This window comes from Paenibacillus sp. MCAF9, from assembly GCF_052114265.1.
Classification (GTDB): Bacteria; Bacillota; Bacilli; order Paenibacillales; family Paenibacillaceae; genus Pristimantibacillus.
The window spans coordinates 40,476-65,082 of record NZ_JBFREL010000021.1; the positions used below are offsets into that span (position 1 = coordinate 40,476).

Consider the following 24,607-nt stretch of genomic DNA (forward strand, 5'->3'; position numbering starts at 1 on the left):
GTGCTGATCGTAGATGATGAGATTCATTTTGTGAAAGCGGTTAAAAAAATGGTGGACTGGTTGCAGCTTGGTATTTCCAACGTTTATGTCGCTTACAATCCGACTGCGGCGGAGCGGATTTTTGAGGTACAGGAGATTCATATTCTGCTATGCGATATTGAAATGCCGCAGCGGAGCGGACTAGAGCTGCTGAAGTGGATGCGGGAGAAGGGAATTCGCACCGTTCCTGTGCTGATGACCTGCCATGCGGATTTTCACTACGCCCAAGAAGCCGTACGTCTGGGCTGCTCCAATTATTTGTTGAAGCCGCTGACCAAGGAAGAGCTGGAAGCCGCACTGTGCAAGGCGGCAGATGCTGTGAAGCGCGAGCAAGAACTGGCGGATGCGCAGCGGGTTAAGAACTGGTGGTCTCGGCAGCAGGATATAAATCGTGAGCGCTTCTGGCTGGATGTTCTGAATGAAACCATTCCGGCAGTGAGTGAGATTTTTGCAGAGGAAGCGGCGGCAAGGCAAGTATCTCTCCCTGCGGACTCCTTGGTTCTGCCAGTGTTAATGATCATACGTGGTTGGCAGCAGGACTTCCTGGTCAGAGATCGGAAGCTGCTGGAATATGGGCTCAAGAACGCAGGCAAAGAGATGCTGGGAAGGCTTACGTTAGGCAGTGTCGTTGTACCTGCCGGGAATGACGCTTGGTTGCTTATTATGCCTGTGGAACAGGAACAACTAGAGAACGGACTTGCCATCATGTGTAGCCGCTTGGTTGAGTTTTGTCGTGTACATTTATACTGTGAATTATATTGCTATGGGGGGCGGCCAGTAGAAGGACATGAACTCCCTGCTCTGCTGGCTCAATTACACAATTTAGACAGAGATAATGTGACCGGAATCCATTATGTTGCTCTGAATGAGGCAAAGCGTCTTGCAGCAGCGCCTCCAGCTCTGCCAGATATGAGTGGCTGGGCAGCGATGATGAGGCAAGGCGTGAAGGAGAGGCTGCTGGAAGAAGCGAGAGCTTGCATCCATGGGCTGCGGGATCAAACGGGAATAGATGGCGATTATTTGCGTGCGCTGAAGGAGAATTTTTTGCAAATGGCGCATGCAGACCTGCAGCAGCAAGGGGTTCAAGCACATCTCATGTTCTGTGATGAGGAGAGCCTGCGTCTGGCGGAAGCTGCATCCCGCTCGCTTACCGATCTGGAGCGCTGGCTTGCCCATGTCATTATGAAGGCTGTGAATACCACACATCCGTCCTCGATTAGCGATGTGATTGAACGGGCGACCCGCTATATTGTATCCAATCTGGATCAGAATCTGTCCAGAGAAACGACAGCGAACCACGTATACTTGCATCCGGACTATTTGACCCGCTTATTTAAAAAAGAGCTGTGCTGTACGATTCCAGAGTATATTTTGCAGGAGAGAATCAAGCTGGCTAGGCAGTTGCTTATTCATTCTGAGCTTCCTGTAAGCGCCGTGGCGATGGCTACGGGCTACTCGAACTTTTCTCATTTTGCAAAGTTGTTCAAGGCTCAGTCAGGCTTAAGCCCAATTGAGTTTCGCCAGCACGGACGAGGTGCCCCCCTTGCAAAGTCGAAATGACGTCAGTCAAAGGTCGAATCTCAAGCAGAGGATGCGGTCCTCTTCCCGCTATAATGGCAAGAGAAAGCCAAATGATCAAGCCAGGGGGAAAACAAAATGCGCAAGAAGACATGGTTATTCGCAAGTTTAGTGAGTCTATCGCTGCTCATATCCGCATGTGGTTCGAACGGAAATTCAGGCGGATTGACGAAAGATCCGGTTAACAGCCCCGGAACAACAGACGAGGAAGCATCGCAAAAGATCGATGAATTGAATGTCGCTTTTCTCAGTGTAACCGGCACGCCACCGGATATGAAGGCAGTAGAAGATGAGATTAACAAAATTACAAAGGAAAAAATCAATGTAGCGGTTAATCTGATGCCAATCAATTACGGCGCTTATGCCCAGCAGGTTAACTTAATGCTGACGAGCAATGAGAAGCTGGATCTGATTGTCGTCGGATCACCATTTGGATTTAGCTCCCAAGTGTCCAGAGGACAGCTGTTGCCGCTCGATGAGCTGCTTGAGAAGAATGGAGAAAATATTCGCAAGGCGCTTGACCCGGACTACTTGAACGCCAGTAAGGTAGATGGAAAGGTTTACGGCGTCACGCCTGTGAGAGACTTGGCAACAGCCAACGGATTTACAATGCGCAAGGATCTTGCAGATAAGCATGGAATCGACGCGAGTGCGATTAAAACACTGGATGATGTAGAAGCAGCGCTCAAAATCATTAAAGATAATGAACCAGACATTACGCCACTAATTCCTAGCGGAGCTGGCTTCTCCTTTCTAACCAGCTACAGCTGGCATGATGGTCTTAGCAACGGGATGGGCGTGCTACCAGGCTACGATAATGGTCTGAAGCTTGTTAATAGCATCGAGTCTCCGGAATATGCTGCGCTCCTGAAACGGATGAGGAACTGGTATGAAGCGGGTTATACGTTGAAAGATTCAGCAACTAACAAGTCGAGCCAAATCGAATTAATGAAGGCTGATAGAGCTTTTGGTTATCTCTCTAAGCTGAAACCGGGATTTGATGCGCAGGAGTCCAGATCCATTGGCAAGGAAATGATTAGTGCAACCTTGTCTAATCCTGTATCCATGACAGATCATGTGCTGAACATTATGTGGGGGATTCCGCGTCAAGCTAAGAATCCGGTGGCATCCATGAAGTTTCTGGATCTGATGTATGGGGATGCTGAGCTTGTTAATCTGCTAGATTGGGGTATTGAAGGAAAGCATTATGTCAAAGTGTCCGATCATGTCATCAAATATCCAGAAGGCGTCACGATGCTGACGAACGGCTACAATTTAAATATGAGCTGGCTGTTTGGCAACCAGTTCCTCTCTTATGTATTTGAGGGAGAAGACCCGGATATTTGGCAGAAGATGAAGGATTTTAATGAGCAGGCGATTAAATCCAAGGCGATGGGCTTTACGATGAATCCGGAGTCCGTCAAAACAGAAATAGCGGCAGTATCCAATGTCATCGCGCAATATTATCTTGTTCTGGAAACAGGCTCTGTGGACCCAGATAAGGTGTTGCCGCAATTTATTGAGAAGCTGAAGGCCGCAGGAATCGATAAGGTTATTGCGGATAAGCAGCGCCAGCTGGATGAATGGGCGAAAGCAGAGGGTGTGCTATGAGTCGTAAACTTCATGAATTGCTAAGTGGTGAGGAACGGAATTATATTCTTCCGTTCTTCTGGCAGCGCGGAGAAGAAGAGGCGGTCATTCGTGAGGAGCTGGCTCGTATACGGGAAGCGGGCATCCATGCCGTATGTGTGGAATCCCGTCCCCACCCTGATATGCTTGGTCCACAGTGGTGGAAGGATATGGACACCATTATGGATGAAGCCCGGAAGCATGGCATGCAAATTTGGGTCTTCGACGATGATCATTTTCCGACAGGACACGCAGCAGGTAAGGTGAAGGACGCGCCGCTGGAACACCAGCGGCAGTTCCTCTCTGAGCGTCGAATTGATGCACGCGGTCCCGATCCTGAAGCTTCATTCCTGCTGCGCCCCTGGTCGGTGCTAGACGGAGCAAGACCTGTCGGTGCTGCTGCAGCTAGGCGTGATCCAGTTACGGGCGAGCTGGATGGGGAGTTTATTGCAATAGATCTCGAAGCTTCAGTGCAAGACGGGGTTCTTTATTGGCCTGTGCCGGAAGGCTACTGGACGATCTGCTTGTTCGTCGTCACCCGGGAAGGCGGGGATGATCGCCGCAAAGATTATTTGAACCCGATCGTGCCGGAATCGACGCAGATTCTGATCGATACAATCTACGAAGCCTATTACGCACGCTACAAGGATGATTTTGGCGTCGCATTTGCAGGTTTCTTCTCGGATGAGCCTGGCTTCTATAACAGCAAAGCATCGTACGATTATGCTTCGGGTCTTGGCGATGCCAAGATGGCTCTGCCGTGGCACTCCGATTTGCTCATGCTGCTGGAGGCAGAATACGGTCAGAACCTGCGGCAGCATCTGCCTCTGCTCTGGCATGAGGGTGGACCTCAGACGTTTGCTGTGCGCTACGCCTACATGAACGTAGTGAGCAAGCTGTACGCGGAGCACTTCAGCAGGCGGATTGGAGACTGGTGCCGAGAACGCGGCGTAGCCTATATCGGCCATCTAATGGAGGACAATAATGTACACGCCAGATTGGGCTGCGGAGCAGGGCATTTCTTCCGTGCGCTGGAGGGGCAGGACATGTCTGGTCTGGATGTCGTGTTATGGCAAATTGTACCCGGGTTTGATGAAATGTCTTTCTCATGGATGGGCGGAAAGACAGACAGCGTCTTTTTCCATTACGGGATGACCAAACTAGCCGCTTCACTGGGACATATCGACCCTAGGAAGCAAGGAAGAACCTTTTGCGAAATCTTCGGCGCTTACGGCTGGGCGGAAGGGCTGAAGCTGATGAAGTGGCTGACCGACCATATGCTGGTTAGAGGCGTCAATCATTTTGTGCCGCATGCTTTTTCTCAGAAAGAGTTCCCTGACTGGGATTGCCCGCCGCACTTCTATGCCAGAGGGTATAATCCGCAGTTCAGGTATTACCGACTGCTTAATGACTATACGAATCGGGTATGCCACTTGTTGAATGACGGGGAGCATATTGCGAGTGCTGCTGTGCTATATCACGCTGAGGCTGAATGGTCCGGGGAATACATGCTGTTCCAGGAGCCTGTGAAGCAGTTGATGCAGAGCCAAATCGACTGCGATGTGCTGCCGATCGATATCTTGGTTTCTTCGGAAGTTATCGATGGGGAGCTAGCGGTGCACAAAGAACGCTATCGCTGCCTAATCGTACCTTATGCCGAGGCGCTGCCAATAGAATGGCTGGATAAGCTTACTGAGCTCGCATCAGCTGGTTTGTCTATTATCTTCATTGATGCATTGCCAGTAAGAGCGAGCCAATCTGTACCTTGCGAGGAAGTGCTGAAGAAGCTGGCGGCTTACCCTCAGGTTACTATAACCCCATTGAAGCTTCTGGCAGAGATGCTTATCGACCGAGGGATGAATGAGCTGGTGCTCAGGGACAAACAGCCTTATCTACGAGCCTACCAATACCGTCATGATCAATTGGAAGTTCTCATGTTGTTCAATGAGAATCCAGATCAGCCGATTGAGACTGGCATTACGCTCCCAGGCTCTGGTGTATGGCTTCGTTATGACGCATTCACTAACAAGGTGGATCGCGTAGGGGCAGGAGAGAACTATCAGCTTGATTTGCGACTGAGCACTTATGAATCACTAATTTTGCTTCGTGTACCGGATGGAGAAGAGGGGAGTCTACCGGCACCAATAGGCCAGTGGCAGCGTGCTCCACTTGGGACAGATCTGAGCCTGTATGCCAGTGCGGATCGTGCTTTATCCAGACGTATGATTGAGAATGTCCAGTGGAGCATTTCCCTGGCTACAGCAAAAGAATATCCAACGTTCACACCTTGGAGGACCATGAAGGAGCTTCGTAATATGAGCTCACGCGACCTGTTGCCGAGATTTTCTGGCACGATGAAGTATGAGTGTGTCGTAACTGGTGAATTAACTGGTGAAATAATTGACCCGATATGGCTGGATCTGGGGCAGGTTTATGAGACTGCACAGGTGTGGGTTAATGGTCAGGATGTCGGTGTGAAGCTGTGTGCGCCTTATGTATGGAATATCGCTCGCTATTGGAAGCAAGGAGTGAATGAAGTGACTATTGAGGTGACCAATACACTAGCGAAGAATCAGCAGGACTGGTTCTCCAAGTTCGTCCAGCAGGAGCCTTCTGGCTTGCTGGGTCCAGTTAGCATTATTGGTTCATCTGCGATCAGCCAGGGAAGCGGGGAGTAATATGGAACAAACCTATCGGCCCCGCCGGAAGAGCAATGTGCGAAAGTACTACGTACTGCTGCTCATGATGATGCCGGGGCTTGTCTACTTGCTCATCAACAATTATTTGCCGATGTTCGGGCTAATTATCGCCTTCAAGGATTACAATTTTGCGAAGGGGCTACTCGGTAGTGACTGGGTTGGCCTGAAAAATTTTGAGTATTTATTCAAAACGCAGGATGCGTATATCATTACACGCAATACGATATTGTACAATTTTTGTTTCATCATCTTAAATACTGCTTTTGCACTGGGAATTGCAATCGCACTGAATGAAATTCGCAGCCGCTTTATGTCGCGGTTTTACCAGAGTGTATTACTGTTGCCCCATTTGATATCGATGGTTATCGTAAGTTATTTGGCCTATTCCCTGCTCAGCATGGAGACTGGATTTATTAACAAAACCATTCTTTCCAGTCTGGGGATAGAGGGTATTTCATGGTATAGCGAATCGCAATATTGGCCATTCATTTTGACGATTATCAGCTTATGGAAAGGCGCCGGGTTCTTATGCGTCATCTATCTGGCTGCGATCATCGGGATCGATCCGGAATATTATGAGGCAGCAAAACTAGACGGGGCTTCCAAAAGGCAGCAAATTCGCTATATTACTCTCCCATTATTGTATCCGATTATCATCATGATGACCTTGCTTGCCATCGGCAAAATTTTCTATTCTGATTTCGGTCTATTTTATCAAGTTCCACTCGGCTCTGGCGCTCTGAATGATACGACACAGGTTATCGATACCTATGTGTACAGGGCACTAATGAATTTAGGCGATATTGGAATGTCTTCGGCAGCGGGGCTGTATCAGTCCGTAGTCGGCTTTATACTTGTACTGTTATCGAATTACGCGGTGCGCAAATTCAACAAGGACAGCGCATTGTTCTAAGGCTTGGGACTGGAGTGTAGAAGCATGAAAACGATCAACAAGGGAATATGGCTTCATATTCCGATGATGGCCCTGGCGGTGGCCTGCGTGCTGCCGTTCCTGCTGCTTGTTATCTCATCGATCTCCGATGAGAGCTCAATTCTGCGGCAGGGATATACCTTCTTTCCGGATCAATTGGGATTAGGCGCTTATAACTATCTGTGGAATCACTCGGAGCAGCTCGCTCGTGCTTATGGGGTCACGGTGTTTATTACACTCTTCGGCACGGCAGCAAGTCTGCTGATGACCTCGATGCTTGCTTACCCAATGTCCAGACAGGGAGTGCCTTTACGTAACGGAATTGCATTTTTTGTATTTTTCACGCTGCTATTCAACGGCGGACTTACACCAACCTACTTGGTCTATGTCCAATACTTCGATATTAAAAATACCATTTTGGCCTTGATTGTACCAGGCTTGCTCATGAATGGCTTTAATGTGCTCTTAATGCGGACATTCTTCATGACGACGATTCCCCCGGCACTGATCGAGGCTGCGCAAATCGACGGATCAGGAGAATTCAAAATATTCTGGAAAATCATTGTGCCGCTATCGATGCCGATCGTAGCTACAGTAGGTTTGATCCAGACGATTATTTACTGGAACGATTGGTTTAATGGGATGATTTACGTGACTGATTCCAGGCTGTTCAGCGTACAGAACATATTGAATCGAATGCTAACCGACATCCAGTTTCTGACGGAGAGCAAGTTTAGTGCTCAGCTAGGTGAGGCTGGAGCTAACTTGCCGAGTACGACGGTGAAGATGGCGATTGCTGTGATCGGAGTTCTGCCGATTATGGTGATGTATCCCTTTTTCCAAAAGTATCTTATCAAGGGGATTACGATTGGTGCAGTGAAGGGGTAAGGTGGATGAATAAATGGAACAAGTGAAAATAAAGGAATGGCTTCCACTCATGACAGTGGAGGTGAAGGCGAGCATGTGCTGAGGTAAAGAGCAAAAATATAAAAGTAACAGCTGCCATTAGACATAGAAAGAAACTATATAAAATGATAGAGTATTTGATATTTTTATTCCAACGTCTTTTTTTTCATTTTTTTGTGATCGTATTAGAACGGTCCACCTTTTTATTCGGATATTTCAAAAGGCCCTTCGATTGTCGCCTTTGTGGAGGTCAAACATCCACGATATTTCGGGCTATTAGATGAATTTGAATATGGCGTGAGAAGCATTCATGAAATTGTGAAATCAATGGCTTGATCAGAGCACGTATGCTATGGGCAATAACGGGTGAAGCTGACCATGAGGAGGTATCAATAATTGGTAGAGCGAGGTGAGGACATAGCAATCAGAAGAAGATGAGTCTAGGTATCTATCGCGGGAGACAAAATTAAAACGAATATAGATCTGTTCCATCGGATTAGGATTATGATTGTTAAATTAAAAAGTGGATGGATAATAGAATGATTGAAAACCAAAAGAATCGATGCGGAGCTCGAATGCGTGCTGGACGAAAATAAGGAATTAAGAAACGCAAGCGACAAATTTCATTGTTCTTGACTGGTCAACAGCGGGAAGCACTAGAGATGAAAGCCAAGCAAGAAAACAGCAAACTTGGAACCTTGATGAATAAGAGGGAAGAAGCTTATGTTAATGAACTTATCCATAAACATATAGTAGAGTTAGCGAATCATAATGAATTAGAAAAAAATAGCGAGTAGACCTTATTGGTTTACTCGCTATTTTCGTTTATAAGCTATATCATTATTTATTTTTTTAATTAAAGTGCTAAAATTCAAAAATGGTAAAATCAATCGTTTTTGATTCTCAAGCAGGATAGTGTAATTTTAATGCCAGAGATGCCTTGCTATTATTGAGGGCGAGACTGAAGGGGAAGAAACTTATTAGTAATGTGGTTGTTTTAATGGCCAACTTGATGATGACGAAGTATCTAAGTGAATCCGATATTTCTGCAGTTGAATCCCTGAGTGGGAAAGAGGCAATCACGTTTGTTGAGTCTACTCTATTTTTCAAACCAGTGGTTTTACCGCAAATTTATTGGCTATGCTTCGCAGCATAATTGTCGAGTTTTTGCAGGAACGAGCCGATTTTCCTTTCTGATGCAAGCGCCCATTGCAACCAGCTTGTAGTTAAAGGAAACCTCTCAAAAGGAGATAGCACCAAGTACGTAGTGTACGGAAACCGTAACCAGACTTGAATAAGTTCATAATCGGTTTTACTTAGTTTCGCTACCTTGCGGTAACCTGTCAGAATAGCCTTAGCAATCGCGAAATTCCAATTGTAATCTTTGCATGAATTATAGATCACTCGAAACAGGTCGTAGGCGCGCAAATCGACGTGCAGCGTTTCGAAGTCGATAAGATATGTTCCTTTTTCATTTAGAATAAAATTGCTGGGCCCTCCATCGCCGTGTGATAGTACTCCGTTTTGGCGCGGACTACGGCAATAAGCTCGATATCCGCTGCTTCGCAGCAGCGCTCCCGCTTGGCTCGAATAATGCAAAATTTCCGAGCGGTGCTGTTGTACAAAGCGGTTAATCGGAGGACTGAAACCATTTCTAATCGCCTTGGTAATCTTTTTTTGTAGATTCCGTTGCCGATAACGAAGAGTAGAGTGCCATGAACCGATCCTGCTATGAGCGATTTTACCTTTAAGTCCGGTACGTCCAGCCAGATGAAATTGTGCTAAGGCGACGCCGCATGCATGCATATCGCTTAAAGAACGGGGAGAAGGCTCTCTCCCTGAGATCCATGGTGTAAGTACGTAAGGCTCTCCTTTTTGTGAGATTACATAAAGCCTTCGTCCTTCTGGCATTTGTGGATTGCGCCATGCAAGAAGTGGTCCGCTATTTTGGACACGTCGCAGTACTCGGTCGGTCCACTGTAAACGCGCCAGCTGCTTTGGCATTCGTTTCAAGCTGAATATTTTCCCGCTAGGTGTTACAACCCGATATACTCCTTTCCGAATTTTCTTTATTCTGCTTGCCTTTATTCCAAATCGTTCTGCGATACTAGAAATCGGTTGCTCACTCAAGGCGAATTCACCTTCCTCAGTTTCATATATAGTGATTTGTAGCGGCGAGCGATTGAAGGCCATCTATAACGAGCGGCAGTAGAATGGGCGTTGGTCAGACGCTGCTTTTTCTTCTCCGGATTTTTCCACAGCGCTGCAATTGCATCGGCGATAGTGGAGCTATCAACGGAATGAATAACTTGGGCATTCCGAGTGTTCACAAATTCCTTTAGCCCGCCAGACAATGTGGATACAAGTGGTACGCCGTTTGCCATCGCTTCGAGCGCGACAAGGCAGAACGACTCTTTTTTGCTCGGAACAACAACGGCCCCATAAGTAGCATACATCCGCTGTACCGCATCGTTCGGTTTCTTTTTAATCCAATGAATGCGTTTAGCAATGCCATATCGCTTTGCAAGGGCATGTAGACTATTTTGATAAGCCACTGAGCCGCTTCCGACGATTGTTAAACTAACATTCTTGTGATTGTGGTATAACAAAGCAACAGCTTTGATTAAGGGGTTAATGCCTTTCGAAGGAAGGAGTCTTCCGACATAGAGCAATTTGGTAGGAGAACCTTTAGTTTGCTTCGACTTGGCTTTCACACCGTTAGGAATGACGGTTATACTGCCTTGTTTACGTGGATTCAGCCGCTTGATTTCATTTGCTTGCCACCTGCTCGGAACGACGATCTGTTTCGCGGTGAGAAACAGTTTGGCTTGGTTTTTTCCTGATGATGAAGTGATTCCTTTTGAAGCCATTGAATGGCATGTATAAATGATAGGAATTCGGTACAAGCTTCTTGCTGCCAAAGCAACTGCAGCGAAATCTGTACTATGAACATGAATGAGGTCTGGTTTGCCGGAGCCCATGGCTACTGCAGCCCGCAGAACGGTACTAGCTTTGAATGCTCGAGTGTAATGACTATAGTAACGTAAGTTTTTGGGAATTCTAACGATTCGCAGTCTGCCGTTCGGGGTCGAAAACGAAAGTTGCTTAGAGTCACTGGAGCATAACACCATAACTTCTACATCGAGCTTGCTCAGCATTTTAGTCAAATTGGTTGCGACAATACCGAGTCCCCCAACAATATTTGGATGAAATTCATTTGTCATGACCCATACTTTAAGTTTCCTTCTACTTTTCATTAGAGTACTCCTTTCACATTAATTATTAGAAAACGAGCCCAAAGAATGGACTTGCTTATTAATGATATTTTATGAGTTAACGAATGTAGGTTAAGCAATTAATTGACTTTGTTTTTGTTGAGGAAGCAGATAGTTTCTTCACGTATTTCGTTGCTTTCTCTCATCGTGTCTCTAATTGCGACTGTGGACGTTGCAACCACAAGCGATGATGACCAATAAATGAAAAGCACAAAAATCGTACCTAGGTTAATGCGTGTTTTTTAATTCGCCTCCCTGTGTATTGATTTCCATGTAGAGTATGTACTGATAGAACCTAGTGATTGGATGTTTATTCTGGTATGATACTAGCCTTTTATAAAAGGCTAGGACAATGTGTTAAGAGACCCAAACTATGGGCCTTCTGGATAGATATTTCTTCTCTTCTGTCATTGCGGCCGAGGACACCTATTAAGCGAAATGCTAATTTAAACAACCTTATCAGCTGTCTTTTTTGCATTCTCGGAATATATAGCGGTTAATGAGGTATTCACTGAAAATGCGAAATCTGCGATGATTTCTTCAATTAGACCAACAGCTCATACTCTTTATTATAACTTATATATTATGTACTAAATTTAATATATAACTTTTAAAATATCCTAAGTATAATGAACACAAATATCTAGGCATGGTATTAAAAAATAGGAAAAGGAGGCATTACTCCATGCTTACTTTCAAAAAAGTGTGAAGTTGGGAAATAAAAGAAACGGCGGTCTATGGATCGACAGGCCAAGACTACTGCTATAAGCATAGATCTTCATCTGTTGACTAAACGAACTTCAAATTATTTGGAAGAGTGGGGAATCGTATGAGCAAAACTTTTGTGAATCCATTACTAGTGCATGGCGCGGATCCTTGGATGTATAAACACGTAGATGGAACCTATTATTTTATGGTTACAAGAAGAGAGCGTCTAGATCTATGGAGATCAGACAATATTACGAATATCGCCAACGGTGACAAAAAGACAATCTGGATTCCAGAAGAGACCGGGGTCAAAAGTAAAAATCTTTGGGCTCCTGAAATTCATTATATTAACAAAAAATGGTATATATATTATACGGCGAATGATGGGGGCGGGGACAGCACTCGTAAAATATTCGTCCTTGAAAATGAAGAAGATGACCCTTTTGAAGGAAGCTGGACGGATAAAGGATTTATTCATACAGAATATGCAGGCTTGGACGGTACGGTATTTGAACATATGGGCAGTCTTTTTTTTCTATATGCGGGATATGGCCATTTTCCAGAGTATGGGTCTGCGATTTATATAGCAAAAATGATCAATCCTTGGACAATAGAAGGAGAAAACGTCCTGCTAAGTGCACCAACGGACCCTTGGGAAATGCAAGGTGGCATGGCGATTAATGAGGGACCTGTCATTTTGAAAAATAACGGGAAGATTTTTCTTGTTTTCTCGGCTAGCACTTGTTGGTCTGATGACTATTCACTAGGTTTGCTGACGTGCTCTGAACAGGATGATCTGATGAACCCAAAATCTTGGATAAAAACCGAAAGTCCAGTATTCCAAAAGAGCTTGGAAAACGAAGTGTTTGGGCCTGGGCATAATAGTTTTGTTAAGTCACCTGATGATAAGGAAGATTGGATAATCTACCACGCTATTTCAGTGTCAGGCGCAGGAAGTGCGCATCGAAGTACTAGAGCACAAAAATTCGGATGGGATGAACAGGGTAATCCCAATTTCGGAATTCCGGTTCCTATCGATCAGCCAATTGATGTACCTTCTGGCGAATAATGAAATCGACTCAAATTTAGATAGGGGAGAGATAAAATGATGCGTTTGGTGCTATTTGGAGATTTGCATTTTTTTGATAACAAATTTGTGCAAGGAAATGAAGAACTGTTAAAGGCTAAAGAATGTTTCTATGAACAATATTTGCAAAAGCTATTCGAAATCGAGGCAGATTTACACATCTCCCTTGGCGAATGATGGGCAAAAACCAAGATTGGCTTAGATGGAGAAACGAGCATTTGTGCCTCCCGCAGGTTTTATATGAAAAATTACCTCATTAAATGCATATGGGCAAAACACGGACCGGATTAAATCATGTTGTTTTAGTGAAATCACCACACTACGGCGAATTATGGTTTTGCAACCACTTGGTTCACCTTCATTCTTAAAAATCCACAGCCATTAAGGCTGTGGATTTTTAATTAATGTTGATTATTGAACAAGGGTTCCGTTCTAAGTATATAGTTAGCTCTTACCTCTGCAGCCCAGTTTGCAAAGACCTCTATCCATTGAACACTGTTAAAGAAATCGTTAACGGACTGGTTCTCGGAATCCCAATCAATAAATATGTTGAGAGGTGTGATTCCCCCAGCCCAAACGCCATTATTGACGTCAGTTCCTCTCTCTAACTAATAATATTGGAATTCCGAATTGAAAAGCCATGGCAGGCTCGATTTGAGAGAAAGTCGATCCTTCCCAGAACGGAGTGCTCGTTGGCGGCTGCCCCACATTGGGTTGAAGAATATCAACAAAAAATTTGCGGAAGTTGATCGCGAGCAACCCGTAGCTTGAAAAAACCAAGCATCACGCATGCATCGATAGCCGATATTGTGCCCATTTGATTATCGGAGGGCTTAGAATTTGAGGAGGAGGTCCTTAAATTACCGCGGACGGGAGGAAGCTCTCTTACAATGCTTACGGGTGAAAGTTTTTTCATGGGAAATTGCTGTGCTTTATCCTTAGTTGTTTTTGTATTGCTCAATTCTCATATCTCCAATGCCAAAGAATCATGATATTCAACGCTAGTCTATGCGCATTCGCCCATTTGTGTTACTGGACAATTACGAAGGGGAGAGGAGCTGGGATGACAGCGAAAAAAAATTGTTGACCCAAATATGATTAGGTGCCATACTATATTTATGACGAACGATAAAAATGTAATGATGGATAGTCAAGCTGTTCCTTCACTTGTCCAAACGAAACGTCAGATTGAGCGCTACGGGTTGAACGTCGATGCGCAAGCCGTACTTGTCGCGTCTAGGCTGATGGCCGCTGGAGCCAAGCTTGAACATGCCGCGGAAATTCATTTTTCCAGATTCGGTTTGTCCACTGGTCGGTATCGTTTATTAGCGGATCTTGAAGATCACCAGGGCGAAGAACTGCCCTCGCAATTAGCGGAGCATCTAGGCGTAACGCGTGCTACCGTGACGGGGCTTATTGACAATCTCGAACGGGACGGTTACGTATCCCGCCGGACCAGTTCGGCGGATGGCCGTCAGAAGTCAGTCATCTTAACTGAGAATGGAGCGAGCAAACTTCGCAACATGGCTTCAGAGCACTTCGAGAGACTGGAAGCGATGGTCCGCTTGCTTACGGTCGAGGAGCGCAGTGTATTTCTCGATTTGTTAGGGCGGGTGACGCAAGGCATGTCAGCATTGTCCGACGAGCCGGGCGCATCCAAGGAAAACGGTAGCATAAAGAAAGGGTAAAACGGGCTAGTCATGCTAGCCCTTATTTACCGCCATATAGTTAGGCGCCTAATTATATGGCGATATAAATAGTTGCAGCAAATCATGGAAGAAAGGGGTGACAACATGAGCAATGTGAAGCATTTACACAAAACAGATCCTGCTTATAGCCTTGCAACGGAAGGTTCCGAATTGAAAGGTTTTGTGCTATGGCGCGAAGTACTGATGGCCTATGTTTCGCCCGCCGTCATGGCAGGCATCGGGGGACTGATCACAGGCGACAAGAGCCTTCAGATCGCTGCGTTAACCACAATTGGGGGAACGTCCGCGCTGATTGCATGGCTATTGGGGGTCTGGCTGCGCAAACGGGGGAGAAGCATACGTTGGGTTGTTGGACCGCCTCGTTTGCTAGTCGTTGTCATGTTCGCGATAATCTGCGCTTCGCTCGGCTTTTACGCCGCATGGGTGACGAACAAAGTGCCGGATTCAGTTCGTTTGAGCGACTATTCGATTTGGTTTGATCGCTTATGGATCGATTTTCCGTTATCCGGCACGATTGCAAGCACAATCATAACATGGCGTTGGCGCAAGGCGTTGGAAAAAAATGATACGATAAACGGAGGAGATAGAAGATGATAGCGATTATTGGAGCAACAGGCACGATAGGGAGCGAACTTTTGAAACGTTTGGCCGATCTTGGGGTAAACGCACGGGCGCTCAGCAGGGAACCGGAGATGCTGCGCAACCGGCTCGGAGATGCAGGTAAATCCACGATCGAGGTGGCAGGGGCAGATGCCGCCGATTCCGAATCGCTTCGACGCGCGTTTGCCGGAGTGAAGCAGCTCTTCTTGACCATATCCAACAGCCCGAAACAGGTCGAGATGGAAATGTCGATCATTCGCCTCGCCGCCGAAGCCGGCATCGAGCATATCGTCAAAATATCCAGTCCAGCCTTCGAGGAGCTCTCGCCCGTGGCAGTCGCAGGCTGGCATCGCGATATCGAGTCGTTTTTGGACGAGTCCGGTATGACTCGCACGGTATTGCGTCCCTATGCATTCATGCAAAATTTGTTGCGCCATGTTCCGACGATTACAGCTCAAGGTGCTTTCTTCGGTGTCATGGGCGATGCGCCTTGCAATTTCATCGATTGCCGGGATATAGCAGACGTTGCAGTTGAAGTTCTGACCAACCAGGAGGCAGCCGGTCGTATTTATAGGCTTACCGGATCGGAGATCTACAGCTATCCGCAGATCGCGGATAAGCTATCCGCTTTGCTAGGCAAGACGATTCGCTACATAAACGTGGAGCCTCAAGTGATGCTTCGCAATCTGACTGAGCAAGGGTGCATGCCCCCTTGGCTCGCAAACCACGTTGTAGAAATTCAGACGATGTCTACGTTGGTGCCGGAAAGGCCAACGGACGATGTCATGCGTTTACTCGGCAGACAGCCCCGAACGCTGGACGGGTTTCTGCAAGAGAATATGGAATTATTTAGGTAGTAATCTGTGAAAAGCGTGTTCTCCAAACCAAACCGTCTGAACCGGCTGTCACAGCCTTCAGGCGGTTTTTATTCCAGCGAGAGGTTCTGCTTGAAATAGGGAAACCTCTTACGCCGCTCTATTGATGTAATCGATTCTGATTGAGCAAATCCAAGAGCGATAGAATTACTAATCATGCTTCATCAGAATGTTCATGCATCTGGAGGGATTGAAAAACTTCGTGTCAAGGAATTATTCTTAAGCATCTTACATCAAGTTCTAATTGGTTGCATGAATCGAGAGAATGACTTTTTTCACAAATATACCGGATTCCGTCCGATTGACTATGTTATTAATTATCGTATGGAAAGAGCCAGTGACCTACTCAAAGCAGGCAATTACTCCATCCACGATATTGCCGTTAGCGTAGGTTATACAAATTCTTTATATTTCAGCAGATTATTTAAAAGAAATTTGGTTTGTCTCCATCCGCATACACACATTGAGTGAGTAGGGGACGCGAACATTCGCGTCCCCTTACTTTGTTCCATCCACGTTCCTATATTCGTATACAACCTTGACCATATGAATATATTTTGTAGTAAGAAATTGGATCGAGAATGAAGGAGGAAATGGGTAAATGGATGTTTATTCATCTGGTTCTATTTTACTTACAGGCAACACAACAAGGATACAAATGGTTGATGGCTTTATCGCTTTTATCCGTGAAGTAAATGAACTTCTTCAAAAAGAAGTTGATCTGTCTCCTGCTAATCAATTAGTTACGAATATGATTAGACGCCTTTCACTTCAATTACGTTCCCACTACTTACCGGAGGAGGTACAGGCCGTTCTTAGCAACGAATATATTCGAATGAACCAACGAAATTTGCAGGATAAGTTGTCAGAAGCCGAATTTTTAGTAGAGTTAGGCGATTCTCTTCACATTAGCAAATCAGAGGATACCGTCTTGGATAACATTCGAAGGCTGCCTTACTGGAACATTTATATGGCATTAGTTAGTGAGGAGCTGTCCACTCTTCGCCGGATTACTCGAGCGGATGGTCAGAAAGAGAAGTCGGGGATTGTCTTTGTTGGAAGTGGCCCGATGCCGCTAAGTCCTATTATTTTGCATCTAATCGGGGATGTTGAGGTTCTCTGCCTGGAAATTGATCCTGTGGCCTATGATGCATCTTGCTTTTTGCTCGAGCGTATGGGATTAGGGAATAAAGTGACTGTTGTATTGGAGAATGGATCAGATTTTGATTATAGCTCTTATACTAGAGTATTCGTGGCTAGTCTCGTTAGAGATAAGATTGGGGTGCTGAATCAAATTAAACGTACATCCCCAGATTCTCTAGTAGCTGTTCGAACAGCTGAGGGAATGAAGCGAATCATGTACGAAGCGGTTGATGAATCGCAGTTGAAAAAGCAAGGGTGGCGGATTATGGCGCGAACTTGGCCTGAAGAAACTCTAGTCATTAATTCGACCTTGTTTCTTGAAAGTATGACTACTCCTGCCATACCTGGTTGACATCGTATCGTGTACATAACGTCAATGCAATCGACATTATTGGCGTGGATCATGAGGATCTGATTCGCATGGATAGGATAAAAAGGATGTAAAAACATAAGTTTTTGGGATAGCTAGAAACTAGTGAATAGGTCGCGGAACTTGTCATAAAAATAAATGAGAATGCTGTCCGGTGATCTGCACCGATACACAGAGTTACAGCTAAGCGGGTCCAAACGGGTTTGAAATACAGGTGTTAAACGAGGTGTTCATGGTTGAACACGCTTTGATGAAAGCCAGAATCAAACGAGAGCGCCCACAGCGTTGTGGGCGCGTTCTTTCTTTTTCACGGGCACTTGCTCGAACGGAAATGCAGGCAGTGGAATCCTCTGTCGGAAGATAATGTTACAGAAGTTAACCTAAATCATGACCGGTTATTACAATGTAAGCGACTAGGAAAATATTTAACGTTAGAATGATCACAGTAGAAAGCCAAGCTAATACTTTAACCCAGTTTCGGTTTGCAAACTCACCCATCTTCCTTTTATCGCTAGTAAATAATACGAGTGGAATAACTGCAAAAGGCAATTGTAAACTGAGTACTACTTGGCTCCACAAGAGTAAATTACCAGTTCCCTTTGAACCAGCAATCCATGTAACAACAAACGCGGGTACGACTGCTATTAATCGAGTAATCATACGACGGAGCCAAGGGGAAATTCTTAAGTTTATAAAACCCTCCATTACAATTTGACCTGCTAATGTTCCCGTGATTGTTGAATTTTGACCAGATGCAAGCAGAGCAACCGCAAATAAAGTGCTTGCAATGCCTATACCTACAGTTGGACTTAATAGCGCATAGGCTCCTTCAATTTCAGTAACATTCAAACCGGTTCCGTGGAAAGCAGCTGCACCTAGAATCAGAATGGCGGAGTTTATTAGGAAGGCAATAAATAATGAAATGTTCGAATCCCATATAGAAAACTTCAAGGCTTCTTTTCGTCCTTCTGTATTTCGCTTGAATTGTCTAGTTTGCACGATGGATGAATGCAAATAAAGATTATGCGGCATAACTGTTGCTCCTAAAATTCCTAAAGAGATAAACAACATCTCTGGATTTGTAACTATTTCAAACCTCGGTACATAACCGCCTAATAACGCTGTTACTTCTGGTTTTGAAACAATCACTTCAAATACGAATACAACGAATATCGTCGCCATTAATACGAGGATGATGGATTCAATAATACGAAACCCTTTCTTCTGTAAAAGCAACAAAAGCAGCACATCCAGTGTTGTAATTAAGATACCGAGTAATAAAGGGATTCCGAATAGTAAATTAAGAGCAATGGCCGATCCAATGACCTCCGCTAAATCACATGCAATAATTGCAACCTCTGATAAAATCCAAAGAATAAAGGAGGTTTTTAGACCAACTGCATCTCTAGTTGCCTGGGCTAGATCCCTGCCCGTCACAACTCCTAATTTTGCAGCCAATGACTGAAGCAACATCGCTATTAAATTTGAAATTAAAATAATGGATAATAAGGTATAGCCAAAACGTGCTCCTCCAGCAATCGAAGTCGCCCAGTTTCCAGGGTCAACATAACCTACAGCCACTAAAGATCCCGGTCCAGCAAAAGCGAAAAATTTCCGCCAAAATCTTGCTTTACTTGGAATGCTAATGGAATTGTTAACTTCCTCCAAGCTTACATTAGAGCTGTGTCGTAGCCATCCCATATCTGCCTCTACTTGCTTAACTTGATCACTCATTGTAACATCACTCCCTCACAATGCTTAAATGTTTCCCTAGGTAAACTCTTTTTGTAATAACCAAATATTATTCCTCAAGGCAACTAATTGCAAGTTTTTTTATGTGCTTCTTATTTTATTCAGCTTCGTCGAAAACTAAGCTTGGGCATATAATCCTTTGTAGATGCAAAAGGAGCACACTAAAAGTGCAGCCTACATGAACTATGTTATTACCCTCCTCTAAAAGTGTTGCATGATTGACTAAAAATTTAACGAACGAAAAAATTAGTTTACTTCTCTATCCGTGTTAATTATAATGATTCTAAACAAAGTTTTTACCTGATGCAAAATTTATGCATCAATACAACATTAATAATGATTCTCAAAACATGCTGTCCCTGAGTCCAGGGGCAGCATGAACTGTTTTAAGGGTAGTAAAAATAATGATCATTCTCAATGAAAAGGAGTGTTTTACATGTCTGAAATTATTGAAGCTGTTCAACGTACAGAAAATAGAAACCAAACTGTTAAACAAAAGAAGCTTAGTCATTGGATCGATCGTTACGGTGAAATGTCAGCGGTAATCGTGAGTGGCGTATTAATTGGATTAGCATGGATTATAGGGTACTTTTCAATAGGTATTTCAATTTGTCTTTATTTACTTGCTTATATTGTTGGTGGGTATGTAAAAGCCAAAGAGGGATATTTAACACTTGTTCATAAAAAAGATCTAGATGTGAATCTGTTAATGATCGTGGCTGCGATTGGTGCAGCATGTATTGGTTATTGGGCAGAAGGTGCTGTATTAATTTTTATCTTCTCATTAAGTGGTGCTTTAGAGACACTTACAATGGCAAGAAGTTCAAGAGATATATCTGCTTTAAAGGAATTGAAACCGGAAACTGCTGTATTATTTCATTTGGGTAAGGAAAAACAAGTGCCAATTGAAGAATTAACTGTCGGTGATATGGTTGTAGTCAAAACAGGAGAACGAATTCCTGCTGATGGTATTGTGAAAGAGGGGAAATCTGTAGTAAATCAAGCCTCCATTACAGGAGAGAGCATGCCAGTTGATAAAGCAGTTGGCGATGAAGTATTTGCTGGTACGTTAAATGGGGAAGGAGCATTGTTTGTTGAAGTCTCTAAATCAAGTGAATCAACATTGTTTTCCAAAATTATACGTTTGGTCCAAGAGGCTCAAAATGAAATGCCAAAATCTCAACGATTTATTGAAAAATTTGAGCGAATATATGCTAGGTTTATTATCATTTCAACAGCAATCCTTATCGCAGTTCCTTATTGGTTAATGGGTTGGGATTGGAGTACAACCTTCTATCGTGCAATGGTGTTTCTTGTTGTAGCCTCTCCATGTGCATTGGTTGCTTCGATTATGCCAGCTATGCTTTCGGCAATATCAAATTGCGCTAGGAAAGGATTGTTATTGAAAGGTGGCTTGCATTTGGAAAATTTATCCGGAATAAAATTGATTGCTTTTGATAAAACGGGTACTTTGACCTATGGGAAACCGTTAGTGACTGACATTTTTCCATTCCAGCAATTTAGTGAATCGCAGTTGCTTCAAGTTTCAGCTTCTATTGAATCTTTAACTACTCATCCTATTGCAAAAGCCATTGTTCAAAAAGCAAGTGAAATGTCAGTAACGCTAATACGTCCGACTGATTTTCAAGCTTTAACAGGTTGGGGAGTACAGGCCAAGATGTATGAGGATTTTTGGAGGATTGGGAAGCCAGGGATGTTTGATGACGATTTGTGTAGTGATCCAATTAAATCACAAATTTATCAACTAGAGCAGCAAGGCAAAACGGTTATATTAGTGGCAAATACAGTAGGAATTGCAGGAATAATTGCCTTGCAGGACCGTATTCGACCACAAGTTAAAAATACGATTTTTCAATTAAGGAGGCTTGGCATTCAGGTTGCTATGCTAACCGGCGATCAAAAAAGAACTGCAGAAGCTATTGCTTGTGAGGCAGGTATTGATCTTGTATACGCTGAACTTTTACCAACTGATAAGTTAGATATGATAAAGCGCTTGAAAGAGGAATATAGCCATGTGGCTATGGTTGGGGACGGAGTGAATGATGCCCCCGCATTAGCGACAGCATCTGTTGGCATTGCAATGGGTGTAGCAGGAAGTGATGTTGCACTAGAAACAGCTGATTTGGTTCTTATGAATGATGATTTAGAAAAAATTAAAGAAGCCATTGTGCTTGGAAGGCGAATGAAGCTGATTGTTAAACAAAACTTGGTTTTTGCAGTATTAGTGATTACATCACTGATTCTTTCCAATTTTATAATGGGAGTCCCCCTTCCTTTGGGTGTTGTTGGACATGAAGGAAGTACTATTTTAGTTATATTGAATGGATTGCGCTTATTGCGGTAATTCGCAATAATGCAATATGGACAGAGCTTTTGGCAGATCGATATGCTATTAATCGGATGAGCACCGAGGTGCCGAGAGGGCAAGTATTTCTTCCAGCGATATACGCATTTCAATGACTAACCGTAAAACATTGATCATTTCAATAGTCGTATTAATTATGATGTCATTTTTAATTAGAAGGTGCTTGAATTAATAAGGTTAGTTTATGCCAAATTATACTATTCTCCGTAGTTTAAATAAAGGAGGATTACAAGTGTCACAGGTTCTTTTCTTTTTTGCCATTATTACTATTGTAGCGGTTGTATTGTCTTTCATTGTTGTGAAATCCATTAGAATGTCTGTAGTTGCGAAAATGGATGGAGGAGATAAGAGGTTATCGAAAGAAAGCACTTATTTTGAAAAGAATTGATAATAAACATACTACATTAAGAATAGGTTTAGATGTGGCTCGGATCTTTCAAAGAAAAGTTAGTATAACATTTTCATTTACTAGCGGTATTTTTTAAAAAAACTAGCACAAACAAAAACAAATATTCAGAGGAGGTAAACCATGCAATTCTCCTATCCAGTGTACCCCTTTCTTGGTTATCGAACCAAGTTAGTACAGGAGCCTATAGCATTTCCACCACAGCATCAGGATCATGTCCCTGGTCTGGAGTATCTCATGGTACCTCGTCCTATTTTTGATTATCCTGGATATGTAGGCAGCTGCAAGCTGAAAGGGAAGGTTGCGATTATAACAGGAGGCGATAGCGGATTTGGGCGTGCAATTGCCGCCGCTTACGCCAAAGAAGGTGCTGACCTAGCTATTGTTTATTTAAATGAACATATTGATGCGGAAGAAACCAAAAAGTATGTTGAGCAATTTGGCACTCGCTGTCTGCTGCTGCCCAGAGATCTTCGCGATCCAGCCAGTTCGCCAAATATAATAGCTGAAACGCTCAGTCACTATAATAGACTAGACATCTTAATCAATAATGCAGCCGTTCAACCTTTTACAAGCAGTTTAATGGACATTTCCGATGAACAACTCGAAAACACTTTTCGAACCAATATATTCCCCTTGTTTTATTTGACTAAAGCAGCGCTGCCTTATTTGGATAAAGGCAGCGCCATCATCAATACAACTTCAAGGGTCGCTTACGAAGGAGACAAGGATGTCATTGATTACTCGGCAACTAAAGGTGCAATAGTAAGTTTTACTCGCAGTATGGCACTATCTTTGGCTGAGAAATGTATCCGGGTAAATGCGGTCGCTCCAGGTCCGTCTTGGACTCCGCTCAATGTTAGTACCTACTCCAAGGAACATGTATCTACTTTAGGCACTAACAGCCCTTTCGGACGTGCAGCACAACCTTTCGAGATAGCACCAGCCTTTGTGTACCTCGCATCAAATGAATCCATGTACGTCACTGGTCAAGTGATTCACGTGAATGGAGGTTTGATCCGTTACTCCTGATTTTAGGCAGAACTATATTGGGATTTTGAAGAACCATCATAAGGATTTTATTAAAACAAACCTAAATTGGCATCATCGCCTTTATAGGTTTCTTTTTTTTTGTTGGGGGTTACCTAGTGTTGAATAAATCCATTCCTCCCTATCTTGAAGTAGATTGAAGACATTTCCTGCTCTCAAGGGATGATGAACCCACGCCCGAGGTTGAAGCACTGATTCGCAAAAACGTTCTGCCGCTTCGGATTTCGTTTTGATTTCTGATCTTGTCTCAAAGCTTAACTTAATGACATGCCCTTCCAGGTGGCTATTTTTATTGCTCATTTAGTGACCTATCTGCTAAAGGATACGCTATAAATGAGGGATTTTGGACAAGCTGATAAGATCAGCTCACATCATTCTCTGCCGCAGATAAAGCGTAAGTAAATTCTACGATGAATTTACTCAAAGACCATATAGATTTAATTAAAGCATCGAAGTTCTTTTATATACTTTAATGGTTAGAAATAGCGAAATAAAAGGACTAGGTGGTAGATTTGATGTTAAAAAAACGTGATTTGCAGGAATGCCATTCACTTTATGACTTAATGATGGATCCTGCGGTTTTTCCTTACGTTCGTTATAATTGTCAATTTTATGAACAATACTTATTCATAACCAAACAGTTGATTGTTGAAGAAGAACAGGAGACATGTATATCTAGAACAATTATAAATGAGAATGGACATCCCATTGGTACTATTGATCTATATGATATTGTTAATAAAAGCGGCTTCTTAGCCACATGGATTGGAGCTCCTTATTTTGGAAAAGGTTATAACCAACGAGCGAAGGAATCCTTTTTTACTGAACTATTCCTTGAACATAGTATCGAAACGGTATTTTTGAAAGTCCGTAAACAAAATATTCGATCGAGGAAGGCGATAGAGAAACTACCGTACACCAAATTAGCAAATGATATAAACCATCAAATATATAAATCGATAAATAATTCGCAACAGATCTATGATTTGTATAAAGTAGAGCGGTTAGACTTCTTAGATTGCAGTAAAGCCATTCAACATGATATTGCTACGTAACAAACTGTGTTAAAAACTAACTTTAAGAAAATTTTGGTACAAATTTTTGTACGACGAAAAGCTTCACAATAACCAACGTTACTGCTTAGCTGGATAAAAAACAATTTACAATAGTAAGTCAGTAGAGAGTTTTAAGAGCATGTACAAGGGAGAGCTCCCGTTAATCAGAACACTTTCATCCTATCGAGGACAGAAGAAAAAGGTTAATGGGTGGGAATTGTTCCATTGTTGTTGGATTTAAAGCTGGGAGTGGGGAATGGAAAATATTCTTTTGCACTCTTTTGGATTGTAAGCCGCCTTTTTAGGTGGCTTTTCTTTTTGAAAAACATTAAATTTCGTGCAACCGCTGTTTAGTAGCGTCAAATAGTATTGAAAATCCAAAAAAAACCAAAATCAATATTGACACGGT

The 24,607-nt window shown here is 43.6% G+C and carries 20 protein-coding genes; 17 read left to right on the forward strand and 3 right to left on the reverse strand.

Annotated elements, in window-relative coordinates:
* The 6 genes from AB4Z45_RS23935 to AB4Z45_RS23960 all read left to right on the forward strand — a co-directional run bounded on the left by AB4Z45_RS23935 (position 1) and on the right by AB4Z45_RS23960 (position 8,579).
* A complete protein-coding gene (locus AB4Z45_RS23935; RefSeq protein ID WP_441912152.1) occupies positions 1–1,599 on the forward strand; it encodes a response regulator in 1,599 nt (532 codons plus the stop codon).
* Between the two features lie 96 nt (positions 1,600–1,695).
* Positions 1,696–3,228, forward strand: coding sequence for an ABC transporter substrate-binding protein (locus AB4Z45_RS23940; RefSeq protein WP_441912084.1), 1,533 nt, complete (start codon positions 1,696–1,698; stop codon positions 3,226–3,228).
* A complete protein-coding gene (locus AB4Z45_RS23945; RefSeq protein ID WP_441912086.1) occupies positions 3,225–5,924 on the forward strand; it encodes a glycosylhydrolase-like jelly roll fold domain-containing protein in 2,700 nt (899 codons plus the stop codon). Before AB4Z45_RS23940 ends, AB4Z45_RS23945 begins: the two co-directional genes overlap by 4 nt.
* Position 5,925: 1 nt before the next feature.
* The gene (locus AB4Z45_RS23950) at positions 5,926–6,858 is read left to right on the forward strand and encodes an ABC transporter permease (protein ID WP_441912087.1); all 933 of its coding nucleotides are present in this window, start codon (positions 5,926–5,928) and stop codon (positions 6,856–6,858) included.
* Positions 6,859–6,882: 24 nt separating this feature from the next.
* Positions 6,883–7,764, forward strand: coding sequence for a carbohydrate ABC transporter permease (locus tag AB4Z45_RS23955; protein WP_076265488.1), 882 nt, complete (start codon positions 6,883–6,885; stop codon positions 7,762–7,764).
* 680 nt (positions 7,765–8,444) lie between these two features.
* On the forward strand, positions 8,445–8,579 hold the full coding sequence (locus tag AB4Z45_RS23960; RefSeq protein ID WP_441912089.1) for a hypothetical protein: 135 nt from the start codon (positions 8,445–8,447) through the stop codon (positions 8,577–8,579).
* Between the two features lie 334 nt (positions 8,580–8,913).
* On the opposite strand, the gene AB4Z45_RS23965 is transcribed toward AB4Z45_RS23960, so the two are convergent.
* Positions 8,914–9,912, reverse strand: coding sequence for a phosphotransferase (locus tag AB4Z45_RS23965; protein ID WP_441912090.1), 999 nt, complete (start codon positions 9,910–9,912; stop codon positions 8,914–8,916).
* Complete coding sequence (locus tag AB4Z45_RS23970; RefSeq protein ID WP_441912091.1) at positions 9,909–11,039, reverse strand: glycosyltransferase family 4 protein; 1,131 nt, start codon at positions 11,037–11,039, stop codon at positions 9,909–9,911. The genes AB4Z45_RS23965 and AB4Z45_RS23970 overlap by 4 nt, the downstream gene beginning before the upstream one ends.
* Positions 11,040–11,886: 847 nt before the next feature.
* On the opposite strand from AB4Z45_RS23970, the gene AB4Z45_RS23975 reads away from it, so the two are divergent.
* The 7 genes from AB4Z45_RS23975 (at position 11,887) to AB4Z45_RS24005 (ending at position 17,531) form a co-directional block, all read left to right on the forward strand.
* Positions 11,887–12,834 carry a glycoside hydrolase family 43 protein gene (locus AB4Z45_RS23975; protein ID WP_441912093.1) on the forward strand — a complete coding sequence of 316 codons (948 nt, stop codon included), beginning with the start codon at positions 11,887–11,889 and terminating at the stop codon, positions 12,832–12,834.
* 36 nt (positions 12,835–12,870) lie between these two features.
* The gene (locus AB4Z45_RS23980; protein ID WP_441912094.1) at positions 12,871–13,029 is read left to right on the forward strand and encodes a hypothetical protein; all 159 of its coding nucleotides are present in this window, start codon (positions 12,871–12,873) and stop codon (positions 13,027–13,029) included.
* Between the two features lie 941 nt (positions 13,030–13,970).
* Positions 13,971–14,540 carry a MarR family winged helix-turn-helix transcriptional regulator gene (locus tag AB4Z45_RS23985; RefSeq protein ID WP_441912096.1) on the forward strand — a complete coding sequence of 190 codons (570 nt, stop codon included), beginning with the start codon at positions 13,971–13,973 and terminating at the stop codon, positions 14,538–14,540.
* Positions 14,541–14,645: 105 nt separating this feature from the next.
* Positions 14,646–15,155 carry a hypothetical protein gene (locus tag AB4Z45_RS23990; protein ID WP_441912097.1) on the forward strand — a complete coding sequence of 170 codons (510 nt, stop codon included), beginning with the start codon at positions 14,646–14,648 and terminating at the stop codon, positions 15,153–15,155.
* Positions 15,152–16,018: an SDR family oxidoreductase gene (locus AB4Z45_RS23995; protein WP_441912099.1), complete on the forward strand. Its 867-nt coding sequence runs from the start codon at positions 15,152–15,154 to the stop codon at positions 16,016–16,018. Before AB4Z45_RS23990 ends, AB4Z45_RS23995 begins: the two co-directional genes overlap by 4 nt.
* 342 nt (positions 16,019–16,360) lie before the next feature.
* Complete coding sequence (locus AB4Z45_RS24000; RefSeq protein WP_441912153.1) at positions 16,361–16,507, forward strand: hypothetical protein; 147 nt, start codon at positions 16,361–16,363, stop codon at positions 16,505–16,507.
* A 130-nt stretch (positions 16,508–16,637) separates the two neighbouring features.
* Entirely contained in the window at positions 16,638–17,531 is an 894-nt protein-coding gene (locus AB4Z45_RS24005) for a nicotianamine synthase family protein (protein WP_441912100.1), read from the forward strand.
* Positions 17,532–17,924: 393 nt separating this feature from the next.
* Here the strand turns inward: AB4Z45_RS24005 and AB4Z45_RS24010 are convergent, their stop codons facing one another.
* Positions 17,925–19,283: an Nramp family divalent metal transporter gene (locus tag AB4Z45_RS24010; protein WP_441912102.1), complete on the reverse strand. Its 1,359-nt coding sequence runs from the start codon at positions 19,281–19,283 to the stop codon at positions 17,925–17,927.
* Positions 19,284–19,737: 454 nt separating this feature from the next.
* Here AB4Z45_RS24010 and AB4Z45_RS24015 point away from each other — a divergent pair, with 454 nt between their 5' ends.
* From AB4Z45_RS24015 to AB4Z45_RS24030, 4 genes are all read left to right on the forward strand, one after another.
* Positions 19,738–21,666 (forward strand): heavy metal translocating P-type ATPase, encoded by a 1,929-nt coding sequence (locus tag AB4Z45_RS24015; protein WP_441912103.1) that lies wholly within the window; start codon positions 19,738–19,740, stop codon positions 21,664–21,666.
* A 253-nt stretch (positions 21,667–21,919) separates the two neighbouring features.
* A complete protein-coding gene (locus AB4Z45_RS24020; RefSeq protein ID WP_441912105.1) occupies positions 21,920–22,075 on the forward strand; it encodes a hypothetical protein in 156 nt (51 codons plus the stop codon).
* A gap of 141 nt (positions 22,076–22,216) precedes the next feature.
* Complete coding sequence (locus AB4Z45_RS24025) at positions 22,217–23,125, forward strand: SDR family oxidoreductase (RefSeq protein WP_441912106.1); 909 nt, start codon at positions 22,217–22,219, stop codon at positions 23,123–23,125.
* Between the two features lie 533 nt (positions 23,126–23,658).
* Positions 23,659–24,198 carry a GNAT family N-acetyltransferase gene (locus AB4Z45_RS24030; RefSeq protein WP_441912107.1) on the forward strand — a complete coding sequence of 180 codons (540 nt, stop codon included), beginning with the start codon at positions 23,659–23,661 and terminating at the stop codon, positions 24,196–24,198.
* The last annotated feature ends 409 nt before the right edge of the window (positions 24,199–24,607 follow it).